Source organism: Sandarakinorhabdus cyanobacteriorum, assembly GCF_002251755.1.
Taxonomy (GTDB): Bacteria; Pseudomonadota; Alphaproteobacteria; order Sphingomonadales; family Sphingomonadaceae; genus Sandarakinorhabdus; species Sandarakinorhabdus cyanobacteriorum.
In genome coordinates this window covers 22,997-34,677 of record NZ_NOXT01000089.1, presented here as the reverse complement: position 1 = coordinate 34,677, position 11,681 = coordinate 22,997, and the positions used below count along the sequence as shown (strand labels likewise).

The 11,681-nt window shown below is 66.1% G+C and carries 9 protein-coding genes; 5 read left to right on the top strand and 4 right to left on the bottom strand.

Features of this window, described 5'->3' with window-relative positions; translation table 11 throughout:
• Window positions 1-214 precede the first annotated feature (214 nt).
• Window positions 215-1,747 carry a toll/interleukin-1 receptor domain-containing protein gene (locus tag CHU93_RS04890; RefSeq protein WP_094473030.1) on the bottom strand — a complete coding sequence of 511 codons (1,533 nt, stop codon included), beginning with the start codon at window positions 1,745-1,747 and terminating at the stop codon, window positions 215-217.
• Entirely contained in the window at window positions 1,744-2,049 is a 306-nt protein-coding gene (locus CHU93_RS04885; protein WP_133064319.1) for a hypothetical protein, read from the bottom strand. Before CHU93_RS04885 ends, CHU93_RS04890 begins: the two co-directional genes overlap by 4 nt.
• Before the next feature lie 77 nt (window positions 2,050-2,126).
• Between CHU93_RS04885 and dgcA the strand changes: the two genes are divergently transcribed.
• Together dgcA and CHU93_RS04875 are read left to right on the top strand one after the other, a co-directional pair.
• Complete coding sequence (gene dgcA / locus CHU93_RS04880) at window positions 2,127-3,119, top strand: N-acetyl-D-Glu racemase DgcA (RefSeq protein ID WP_094473028.1); 993 nt, start codon at window positions 2,127-2,129, stop codon at window positions 3,117-3,119.
• Between the two features lie 40 nt (window positions 3,120-3,159).
• Window positions 3,160-5,922: a [protein-PII] uridylyltransferase gene (locus CHU93_RS04875; RefSeq protein ID WP_094473027.1), complete on the top strand. Its 2,763-nt coding sequence runs from the start codon at window positions 3,160-3,162 to the stop codon at window positions 5,920-5,922.
• Between the two features lie 3 nt (window positions 5,923-5,925).
• Here CHU93_RS04875 and CHU93_RS04870 read toward each other — a convergent pair whose 3' ends face one another.
• A complete protein-coding gene (locus CHU93_RS04870) occupies window positions 5,926-6,459 on the bottom strand; it encodes a hypothetical protein (RefSeq protein ID WP_094473026.1) in 534 nt (177 codons plus the stop codon).
• A 108-nt stretch (window positions 6,460-6,567) separates the two neighbouring features.
• Here CHU93_RS04870 and scpA point away from each other — a divergent pair, with 108 nt between their 5' ends.
• Together scpA and CHU93_RS04860 are read left to right on the top strand one after the other, a co-directional pair.
• Window positions 6,568-8,706: a methylmalonyl-CoA mutase gene (gene scpA / locus CHU93_RS04865; protein WP_094473025.1), complete on the top strand. Its 2,139-nt coding sequence runs from the start codon at window positions 6,568-6,570 to the stop codon at window positions 8,704-8,706.
• Window positions 8,707-8,766: 60 nt separating this feature from the next.
• Window positions 8,767-9,597 carry a TauD/TfdA dioxygenase family protein gene (locus CHU93_RS04860; protein ID WP_094473024.1) on the top strand — a complete coding sequence of 277 codons (831 nt, stop codon included), beginning with the start codon at window positions 8,767-8,769 and terminating at the stop codon, window positions 9,595-9,597.
• Window positions 9,598-9,881: 284 nt separating this feature from the next.
• On the opposite strand, the gene CHU93_RS04855 is transcribed toward CHU93_RS04860, so the two are convergent.
• Window positions 9,882-10,727, bottom strand: a complete 846-nt coding sequence (locus CHU93_RS04855) for an SDR family NAD(P)-dependent oxidoreductase (RefSeq protein WP_094473023.1) — start codon at window positions 10,725-10,727, stop codon at window positions 9,882-9,884.
• An 89-nt stretch (window positions 10,728-10,816) separates the two neighbouring features.
• On the opposite strand from CHU93_RS04855, the gene CHU93_RS04850 reads away from it, so the two are divergent.
• Window positions 10,817-11,671: a pirin family protein gene (locus tag CHU93_RS04850; protein WP_094473022.1), complete on the top strand. Its 855-nt coding sequence runs from the start codon at window positions 10,817-10,819 to the stop codon at window positions 11,669-11,671.
• The last annotated feature ends 10 nt before the right edge of the window (window positions 11,672-11,681 follow it).

The window sequence follows — 11,681 nt, the reverse complement described above, 5'->3', positions numbered from 1 at the left end:
CAACGCCCTGACAGGAAGGCTCATGAATAAGGCGGGTTAGCAGCAGTAGTTCCGCCTGATCGGGATCATCCGGTCCATATTCCGCATCATAGATGCGCCCCGCGGCCGCTATATGGGACAGCGCTGCCGCCATTCGCCCGCGCTGGCTTTCAGCTTCGGCCATGTAGAATTCTGCATCGCCAACGGCGGCATTGTCCGACCCGTACAAGCGCGACTAGATACCCTTTGCTGCTTCCAAGGCGACAAGCGCCGCTGCGCCAGCGCCGTCAGCGGTCTGGATGCGGCCCTGTAGGATCAGCGTATCAGCCAGCAACGGATGATCCCCTTCCAGTACCCGGGCATAGACCTTGTTCGCCACCGTGATGCGCCGCTGTGCTTCGGCAAGATCGCCGGATTCAAAGGCAGCATAGGCGCGATTCTTGGTGGCCGTGGCAGTTTTCTGGTGATTGCGGCCCAGAAGACTGATGTTGAGCGCCTCAGCGGCAGAAAAATCCTTGGTAGCGCCGGCAGGATCGCCCAATTTCATGCGGGCGCGAGCGATGGCGGTAAAGAGATCAGCGCGTTCGGCACGGTGGTCGCCCGACAGTGCCTGAAAGGCTGCAGCGGCCTCGCCCAATTGACGCACGGCCAAGGCATAATTGCCAGACCGGTGAGCAAGCAATCCGCGCTGCTTCGACACCATGGCGGCCAGCGTCGGGTCCTCGCCGCCGCCCTGGTCGAGCGACACTGCTGCGGCTTCAATCAACCGCGCGGCTTTATCAGTGTCGGCTGCCTGGTTGGCTGTGTTCGCCAATTTCAGCAGTGTCCTGACGTGCTCCGGACTGCCGGCGGGCAAGCGCGAGAGGGCCCGTTCAAGATCGGCCACACCTTCCTTGCGCAGGCCAAGATTCAGATAAATGGCGCCAGTAGTGGCCAGCAGCCGCGCGCTTACCATTGGTTCTTCCGGCAATTCCACCGTCGCACGCTTGCTGGCGCGTTCAAGAATGGTGAGCGCGGTGATCGAGCGCGGATTTTCCGTGGCCGGGTTGGCGATTTCGAAGGTGTTGATCAGGAAATCCAGGCTGCGCGTGGCCACCAGTTGCTGGCGCACGGCCTCGGCGCGCTGGATGTTGGCATAGATGGCAAGGCCGATGGTGACTAGCGCGATGCTGAGCGAGCCGGCGGTGATGGCCAGCAACTGGCGCTGGCGGCGGGCGGCGTCACGCTGGGCCAGCTGGTCCAGCTTCAGCCCGGTGATGCCGGCAATCAGCTTCAACAGGGCGAGGCGTTTGCCATCCTTGCCCTCGCGCAGATCGGCCGCGATGGGTTCGGCCGGCACGTCAGAAAGGCTGCCATCCTCGGCCACCTTGAAGCGCAGCGCCGGCGGAAAGCATTCGCGCTCATCGCCGGCATAAGGTTCGCCACCGATGATCAGCGGCAGCACGCGGGCCTCGCCATGGGCGCGCTTGAAGGCGAGGATTTCCTCGTTCACCCACATGGATTTGGCCGAAACCGGGCTGCACAGCACGATCTGGAAGCGGGCGGCAGCGAGGGCGCCGCGCAATTCACCGCCCAGATCGGCACTGGCCGGCAGTTCGTCCCGGTCGCGGAACACTGGCGGCAGCTGCGCCGGTACTGGCCCAAAGGGCGAATCGGTGCCCACCAGCGCATGGGGCAGGCGATAGGATTCCAGCGCCTTGTGCAGCCAGCGTGCCACCGGGGTGTCGGCATGGCTATAACTGATGAAGGCGCTGTAGCGCTCGCTCACACCGGGTTGTCTTTCACGTGCCGTTCCAGATCGTCAAAGAACCGCTCCAGATTGTGAAGCACGTTCAGCTTGAATTCGTAATTCACATCCGGGCTGGTGCTTTCGATGATCGGGCTTTCATCCACCTTTTCGGCATAGGCCTTGGCCACCGTCTGCACATAATCCGGCGTCAGCTTGATCTCGCCCATCTTGTCGAGGATGCGCAGCTGCACGATCATGATCTGGCGCACCAGCATTTCCAGGGCGGTGATGCGCGACACGGTGGCCACGGCATCCAGTTCAACATCCGGATCCTCGCTCATGCGGGCGAGCATGCCCCAGCGGCCGGCCAAGCGCAAAGCCTGTTGCGGGCCGGGCCGGTCTGCGCCAAGGGCAGGCCATGGCCCGCCAGCTTGACGCCCGCATCGAACGCTTTCCCGTGGAAGGCAGCTTCACCATTTCACGCGGGGCCAAGACCCATGTGGATGTGGTGGTTGCCGAAATCCGCGACGGCGCCGCCGTGGGCCGGGGGGAGGGCACCGCGATCTATTACAAGGGCGACAGTGCCGAGGCCGCGCTGGCCGCGCTGCACGGCGTCGCCGATGCCATCGCCGCCGGGGCCAGCCGCGCCGATCTTCTGGTGCTGCTGCCGGCCGGCGCAGCGCGCAACGCCGCCGATTGCGCGCTGTGGGATCTGGAGGCCAAGCAGACCGGCACCCGCGTGTGGCAGCGGCTGGGCCTGCCGGTGCCGCAACCGATGCTCACCGCCTATACCATCAGCGTCGGCGATATTGATGCCATGGCTGCCGCTGCCACCGCCGCGCGCGGTCGGGAGCTGTTGAAGATCAAGCTGGGCAGCGCCGACGGGCCCGATGGCGATGTCGCGCGGCTGGCCGCCGTGCGCCGGGCCGCGCCCGATGCCCGGCTGATCGTTGATGCCAATGAAGCCTGGGGCGGCACCGATGTGGAGCGCACGCTGGCCCGGCTGGCGCCGCTGGGGGTGGAGCTGGTCGAACAGCCGGTGCCCGCCGGCCGCGATGCCGAGTTGGACGGCATCACCGCCGCCGTGCCCCTGTGTGCCGATGAAAGCTGCCACGACCGCTCCAGCCTCGATGCCGTGGTGGCCCGTTACCGCTTCATCAACATCAAGCTGGACAAGGCCGGCGGCCTGACCGAGGCGCTGGCCCTGCGCCATGCCGCAGCCACCCGCGGCCTGGGGCTGATGACCGGGTGCATGTTGTGCACCAGCCTGGCCATCGCGCCCGCCTTCCTGGTGGCGATGCAGGGCAGCTATGCCGATCTGGATGGCCCGCTCTTGATCCGCGACCGGCCGCATGGCCTGACCTTTGCCGGCAGTGACGTCTATCCCCCGCAAGCGGCGCTGTGGGGCTGATGGTGGCCAGCCGGGCCAAATCCCTCTATCGTCGCATGGCATGAACCCGCACGACAGCATCAGCAACCGCCGCGCGATCATCGATCGCCGCCAGCTGGCCGACGAACTGGCCGCCGGCATGGCGCGGCTGGATGCGCTGCCGGCCCGCCGGCAATATCTGGCCGACACGCTGCGCGGCGCGCTGGTCGCCGGCCGCGCCGAAATCGCCCAGCGGCTGGAACGCCAGCCCGGCCGCGGCCTCGAACATGCCGCCGCACAAAGCTTCCTGGTCGATCAGATCCTGCGCCTCGCCTGCGACACCGTGGTGGAGCGTTTCTATCCGCTGGCCAATCCCACCCAGTCCGAACGGCTGGCGCTGGCGGCCGTCGGTGGTTACGGCCGCGGCCAGATGGCGCCGTTTTCCGATGTCGACATCGTGTTCCTCACGCCGTGGAAGCAGACGCCGTGGGGCGAGCAGGTCATCGAAACCCTGCTCTATCTGCTGTGGGATCTGGGCCTGAAGCTGGGCCACGCCACCCGCAGCCTCGATGACATGGTGCGCATGTCCAAGGCCGACATGACGATCTGTACCGCCTTTCTGGAGGCGCGCTTCGTCTGGGGCGACCAGGCGCTCTATGCCGAAGCCGCGAACCGTTTCCGCCGCGAGGTTGTGCAGGGCACCACCCGCGCATTCGTTGCCGAAAAACTGGCCGAGCGTGAAGCCCGGCACCAGCGCATGGGCGACAGCCGCTATGTCGTTGAACCCAATCTGAAAGAGGGCAAGGGCGGCCTGCGCGACCTGCACGCGCTGTTCTGGATCGGCAAATATCTGCACCAGGTCGACAGCGTGGCCGACCTCGTCGACAAAGGGCTGCTCACCGCCGACGAGCTGCGCCAGTTCCGCCGCGCCGAAAGCTTCCTGTGGTCGGTGCGCATCATGCTGCATCACATCACCGGCCGCGCCGAGGAACGCCTGACCTTCGATGTGCAGCGCGAGCTGGCCATCCGCCTGCGCTATGCCAACCGCGAGAACATGAGCGCGGTGGAACGCTTCATGCGCCATTATTTCCTGATGGCGAAATCGGTCGGCGATCTGACCGGGCTGTTCCTCGCCCATCTGGATGAATCGACCGCGCGGCTGGCCTGGCTGCCCACGCTCACCCGCCGGCCGTCGCGCCTGAAGGGCTTCACCTTGCGGCGCGGCCAGATCGGCGTGCCGTCGGACGAGTTTTTCCGCGAAGACCCGGTGCGCCTGATCGAGATGTTCGCGCTGGCCGACAGCGAGGGGCTGACCATCCACCCGCTCGCCATGCGCGCCGCCGCCCGCGATGCCGCGCTGATCGATGACCGCATCCGCCGCGACAAGACCGCCAACGCGCTGTTCCTGTCGGTGCTCACATCCCCGCGCGATCCCGAAACCGTGCTGAGGTGGATGAACGAGGCTGGCGTGTTCGGCCGCTTCGTGCCCGATTTCGGCCGTGTCGTGGCGCAGATGCAATATGACATGTACCACCACTATACGGTGGACGAGCACACGATCCGCGCCATCGGCCTGGTGGCGCGCATCGAACGCGGCGAGCTGAAGGGCGATCACAGCCTGTCCTCTGCGATCATCCACCAGCTGATCGATCGCCGCGTGCTGCACGTGGCGGTGCTGCTGCACGATATCGCCAAGGGGCGCGGCGGCGATCACAGCCAGCTGGGTGCCGAGGTGGCGCGGCGGCTGTGCCCGCGCTTTGGCCTGTCCCCGGCCGAAACCGAAACCGTGGCCTGGCTGGTGGAATATCACCTGCTGATGAGCCGCACCGCCTTCAAGCGCGACCTTTCGGATTTCAAGACGATCCTCGATTTCGCCGCCGCCGTCGCCAGCCCGGAGCGGCTGCGCCTGCTGCTGATCCTGACGGTGGTGGACATTCGCGCCGTTGGCCCCGGCGTGTGGAACGGCTGGAAGGCGCAGCTGCTGCGCGAGCTCTATGAAGCCGCCGAGGAGGTGCTGCGCCTGGGCCACAAGCAGACCGGCCGCGCCGAACGGATTGCCGCCAAGCAGGCCGCGCTGAAGGCCGCGCTGGCTTGGCCGGAGCCGCGCTTCGCCGCCTATGCCCGCCGCTTTGCCGACAGCTACTGGATCGCCGAAGCGCATGAGGTGCTGGTGGCCAACGCCGCGCTGGTGGCCAGCGCGGCCGACGCGCCGCTCGCCATCGCCTGCACGCCTGATGCCGCCAGCGGCACCACGCTGGTGGCCATTTATGCCACCGATCACCCCGGCCTCTTCTATCGCATCGCCGGCGCCATTTCGCTGGCCGGCGGCAACATCTTCGATGCCCGCATCCACACCACCCGCGATGGCATGGCGCTCGACAATTTCGTCGTGCTCGATCCCTTGGGCCAGCCCTTTGCCGAACCTTCGCAGCTCGCCCGGCTGAAACGCAACATCGAGGATGTGCTGACCGGCCGGGTGCGCCTGGCCGGCAAGCTCGCCGCCCGCCCGCTTGCGCGCCGCAAGGCCGAGCTGTTCCGCGTGGAGCCGCGCGTGCTGATCGATAACAAGGCCAGCAACCGCTACACGGTGATCGAGGTCAACGCCTCTGACCGGCCGGCTTTGCTCTATGCGCTGACCAACGGCCTGTTCCAGCAAAAGCTGACCATCCACAGCGCCCATGTCGCCACCTATGGCGAGAAGGCCACGGACACATTTTACGTGACCGACCTCACAGGCGCCAAGATCGACAATCCCACCCGCCTGAATACCATCGAGAAACGCCTGCTGGCGATTGCGGCGACGGCCAGCCCGAAGGTGGAGACGTTGGCCGAGGCGGCGGAGTAGGGCTTACTCAAGGCTGCGTCGCCACGCGATGTAGACGTCAGGCGGCACCCGGCGATTGTAGAGATTGTAGAGCATCGCGACCGGGAAAAAGCCCGCCAAAGCGATCAAGCTGCCGGTGTCCCCGGACCCGACCAGGAATTGCTCAATGAAAATCGAGAGCATGCACAAGAGGCCGACGGCCATGGCCGGACCGTCTGCCGGCGCCGCGCCGTCCAGTATCCGGCTCATTGCCCGGAACCGGCGCGAAATGGTCAGGCGGGGAAGCGCGCCATAACTCCCTGAAATCTCGTTGAGATCGTGATAGCGATCGAGGGTGCGCGGTGAGATTGTCAGCGCAAGGAGCAGCGCGCCGATAACGCAGAATGTGACCAGCGCAGGCGTCACGATCGTGTCTGGCAGCCAGCCGTTCCTGATGAGCGGATTGGCAAAGGCAGAACTGGCGCTCAGCAAGAGCACCGGCGGCCGCACCGTGGCGACCAGCCGGTCGATCCATCCACTTGGCGGCAGCACGCCCCACTTGTTTGCTTCATCGCCCACGTGATCAGATTAGCCGACACCATCCGGAGGGCAAGGCTGCGTCCTATTTGTCGCGCTGGTTGACGCGGGCCTCCTCAAGTGGCTTGGGAAGGCCACACGGAGGGACGCATGACCAAGCCGACGGTAGAGCAGTGGGCCGCGATGGCGGCGAAGGAAGTGAAGGGGCAGTCGCTGGACTGGCACACCCCGGAAGGCTTCATCGTCAAGCCGCTCTATACCGAGGCGGACACGGCCGGCTGGGATCCGGGCCTGCCCGGCTTCGCGCCGTTCACGCGCGGGGTGCGCGCCTCCATGTATGCGGGCCGCCCGTGGACGGTGCGCCAATATGCCGGTTTCTCCACGGCGGAAGAATCCAACGCCTTCTACCGCCGCAACCTGGCCGCCGGGCAGAAGGGGCTTTCCGTCGCCTTTGATCTCGCCACCCACCGCGGTTATGACTCGGACCATCCGCGCGTGTCGGGTGATGTCGGCAAGGCCGGTGTCGCCATCGACACAGTGGAGGACATGAAGATCCTGTTTGACGGCATCCCGCTCGACCAGATGTCCGTCTCGATGACGATGAACGGCGCCGTCATCCCCTGCCTCGCCTTCTTCATCGTCGCGGCCGAGGAAGCCGGCGTGCCGCAGGCCAAGCTGGATGGGACCATTCAGAACGACATTCTGAAGGAGTTCATGGTCCGCAACACCTATATCTATCCGCCCGAACCCTCGATGCGCATCGTGGCCGACATCATCGCCCACACGGCGCGCAACATGCCGAAATTCAACAGCATTTCCATCTCCGGCTATCATATGCACGAAGCCGGGGCGACGGCGCTGCAGGAATTGGCCTACACGCTGGCCGATGGCATGGAATATGTCCGCGCCGCGCAGAAGCAGGGCCTGGATGTCGATGAATTTGCCGGCCGTCTGTCCTTCTTCTTCGCAATCGGCATGAACTTCTTCATGGAAGTGGCGAAACTGCGCGCTGCTCGCACCCTGTGGGCGCGGATCATGACCAATTTCGGCGCCAAGGATCCGCGCAGCCTGATGCTGCGCACCCACTGCCAGACGTCCGGTGTTTCGCTGCAGGAGCAGGACCCCTACAACAACGTCATCCGCACCACGATCGAGGCGCTGGCCGCCGCGATGGGCGGCACGCAGAGCCTGCACACCAATGCGCTGGATGAGGCCATCGCGCTGCCCACCGATTTTTCCGCCCGCATCGCCCGCAACACGCAATTGGTGCTGCAGGAAGAAGCCGGCATCACCAAGGTCGTCGACCCCTTGGGCGGCAGTTACTATGTCGAGGCGCTGACCAAGCAGCTGGTGGACGGCGCCCAGGCCATCATCGACGAGGTCGAGGCGCTGGGCGGCATGACCAAGGCTGTGGAAAGCGGCATGCCAAAGCTCAACATCGAAGCCGCCGCCGCCGCCAAGCAGGCCGGCATCGACATGGGCGAGACGGTGATTGTTGGCGTCAACAAGTACAAGCCGTCGAGCACCGACGAGGTGCCGGTGCTGGATGTCGACAACGTCGCCGTCCGCGCCAGCCAGATCGCCCGCATCGAGGCGGTGAAGGCCGCGCGCGATCCGGCCCGCGTGGAGGCGACTCTGGAGGCGCTGCGCCAGGGTGCGCGCGGCAGCGAAAATCTGCTGGCGCTGGCCATCGAATGTGCCCGCGCCCGCTGCACCCTGGGCGAGATTTCGGCCGCCATGGAAGATGTGTTCGGCCGCCATGCCGCCGTCGTGAAGATGGTGAAGGGCGTTTATGCCGATGCCTACAAGGCCGATCCGGCCTATGTGCGCGTGGCCGAAGGCGTGGAGGCGTTCGAACGCCGCACGGGCCGCAAACCCCGCGTGCTGATCGTGAAGATGGGGCAGGACGGGCACGACCGCGGTGCCAAGGTGGTCGGCACGGCGCTGGCCGATCTGGGCTTTGATGCCACCGTTGGCCCGCTGTTCCAGACGCCGGAGGAAGCCCGGGCGCTGGCCATCCAATTGGAGGTCGACATCGTCGCCGCCTCCAGCCTGGCCGCCGGCCACAAGACGCTGGTGCCGGCGCTGATCAACGAGCTGAAGGCCGCCGGCCGCCCCGACATCAAGGTCATCGCCGGCGGCGTGATCCCAGCCCAGGATTATGAGTTCCTGACCAAGGCCGGCACGCTCGCCATCTTCGGCCCCGGCACCAACATCGTCGAAAGCGCCGCCGAACTGCTCCGCCTGCTGGGCCACAACCTGCCGCCGCTCAGCGAGGCGGCGGAATAAGCCCGGCATCTTGTCCTTCCCGCGGCGCCCTGCCACCATCGCCAGCGGGGAGGACAGGCGATGAACATCGAACCAACCGGGCAGGCCTGCGGTGCGGTGGTGACCGGGCTTGATCTTTCCGCCGCGCTGGCGCCCGAACAGATCGCCGCCATCCGTGCCGCCTGGCTGCAGCATCATGTGCTGGTGTTTCCGGATCAGGCCCTGTCTGACGATGATCTGGAACGCTTCACCCTGGCCATGGGCGGCTTTGGCGAAGACCCGTTCATCGCGCCGATCCCCGGCCGCCGCCATATCATCGCCGTGGCGCGCGCGGCGGATGAGACCGCGCCGATCTTTGCCGAATCCTGGCACACGGATTGGAGCTTCCAGGCCCGGCCGCCGGCCGGCACCTGCCTTTATGGCATTGAAATCCCGCCAATGGGCGGCGACACGCTGTTCGCCAACCAGCACATGGCGTGGGACGCGATGCCAGCCAGCCTGCGCGGCCGCGTCGAGGGGCTGGTGGCCATCCATTCGGCGCAGCGTGCCTATGCCCCCGACGGCTTCTATGGCGAGCAGGACAAGGGCCGATCGATGGACATCCGCCCGTCGGACGCCGCCCGCGCCACCCAGACCCATCCGTTCGTCCGCCTGCACCCCGAAACCGGCCGCCCCGGCCTGTTCGGCTGCCTGGGCTATATCATCGGCTTTGAGGGCATGGCCGAGGCCGAGGCGATGCCGCTGCTGATGGAGCTTTATCACTGGCAGGGGCAGGAGCGGTTCCAGTATCGCCACACATGGCGGCCGGGCATGCTGGTGATGTGGGACAATCGATCGGTGCTGCACGCCGCCACCGGCGGTTACCAGGGCTTTGCGCGCCGCCTGCACCGCACCACCATCGCCGCGGCCTAGACTCGATTGCAATTTGATAGAACCGCTCATGCCGAGCTTGTCGAGGCACGCTCCCGATGCGGTACGTGCCTCGACAAGCTCGGCATGAGCGGGGTTGGGTTTCAATCTTGCCGCAATCGGGCCTGACGGCCTGTCCTACACGGGGCGAATCTGCCATCATCAGCGATCAGATTGCCTGCGCCGGCATCTGAAATTGCTCGCTATTTTTCTGGAATCCCGGCGAAAACGACAAAAGTGTCAAATGGCTCGGTGTCTTCTGCTCTTTCTCAGCTGTGATGGTCCATTCACCGGCGCGGCACCCGCCCCCGCACCCGGTCAAACCCCTGCTTGATCGCCGAAAAACGCGCGTCCACGCCCATTTCGAACTGGGTGTCGGTGAAGATATAGGGCCAGTCGCCCTGGATCGCCTCCACCACCAGTTCGCCGACATAGAGCGGATCGATGCCATGGGCGATGGCCTGGGCGGCCATGGCAGCAAAATCGCTCAAGGGCTCGTCGCTGGGCGGCGGGATGGCGCCGGCCAGCCGTTCCGGCACGGCGCGGGCCGATTCCATGATGCGGGTGCGGATGAAGCCGGGGCAAAGCACCGAAACGCCAATGCCGCGCGCCGCCAGCACCGGGCGCAGCCCTTCCGAAATCGCCACCACGCCATATTTGGTGGCGTTGTATCCGGGGGCCACTGCCGCCACCAGGCCAGCCATCGATGCGGTGGAAACGATCTGGCCGCCGTCGCCGTGCGCTTCGATCAGCGGGCCGAAAATCTCGAACCCCCACACCACGCTCATCAGATTGACGCCCAGCACCCATTCCCACTGCGCGTCGGTCCATTCGCCATAGCCGCCGCCGCCACCCACGCCGGCGTTGTTGACGAGGATATGCACCTTGCCAAAGCGTTCGATCGTGGCTTCGGCCGCGGCCTGCAGATCAGCCTTCAGGCTGACATCGGCGCGGATCCAGCTGACATCGGCATTGGTCGCCGCCAGCCGCGCCGCCTCCCGCTCCACCGCGGCGCCGTCGATATCGGCCATCATCACCTTCACGCCGGATTGCGCCAGCGCCTCGGCAATGCCCAGCCCGATGCCGGATGCCGCCCCGGTCACAAAGGCCACCTTGCCGGCAATTGACTGCATCTGCGTTGCTCCCTTTCTATCCAGAGCTTAAACCGTGCCGGCCATGAGCCAACTCTCACAAGCCATGGCCTTGCTATCAGGAGCCCGCCATGCCGATCGCTGCCACCATCCCCGGCCGCACCCGTGATCTGGGCGGGTTTTCGGTGGCGCGGGTGCTGCCGTATCCCGGGCGCCGGGCGCTGGGGCCGTTCGTGTTCTTCGATGAAATGGGCCCGGCTGATTTCCCGCCCGGTGCCGGCATCGATGTGCGGCCGCACCCGCATATCGGGCTGGCCACCATCACCTGGCTGTTTGCCGGCGCGCTGGGCCATCGCGACAGCCTGGGCACCATCATCGATATCCACCCCGGCGCGGTGAACTGGATGACGGCGGGGCGCGGCATTGTCCATTCCGAGCGCACGCCGCCGGCGGAACGGGCGGCCGGCCACCACATGCACGGCATCCAGGCCTGGGTCGCCCTGCCGGTTGCCGACGCCGAATGTGAGCCGGCGTTCGATCATCATCCGGCCGAAACAATGCCGCGCCATGTGGCCGACGGGGTGTCGGCGGTGGTGATTGCCGGCACGATGTGGGGCCTCACCTCCCCGGTGCGCTTCCCGCATCCGATTGTCTATGCGGAGGTGCAGATGGCGGCCGGGGCTCGGCTGGCACTGCCGGCTGAATGGGGCGAACGCGGCGCCTATCTGGTTGAAGGCGCTGCCGAAATCGATGGCGATCCGCTGGCGGCGGGCAGTCTTGCCGTCACCACCGATGGTGATGCCGAACTGGTCGCCACGGCTGTCAGCCGGCTGATGCTGCTGGGCGGTGCGCCGCTGCCGGAAGGGCGGCACATCGAATGGAATTTCGTCTCCCACGATCCGGCGCGCATCGCCCAGGCGGTGCAGGATTGGCGCGACGGCCGCTTCCCGCCGGTGCCGGGCGAAACCGAGTTCATCCCCTATTGAGTGGCGGCGG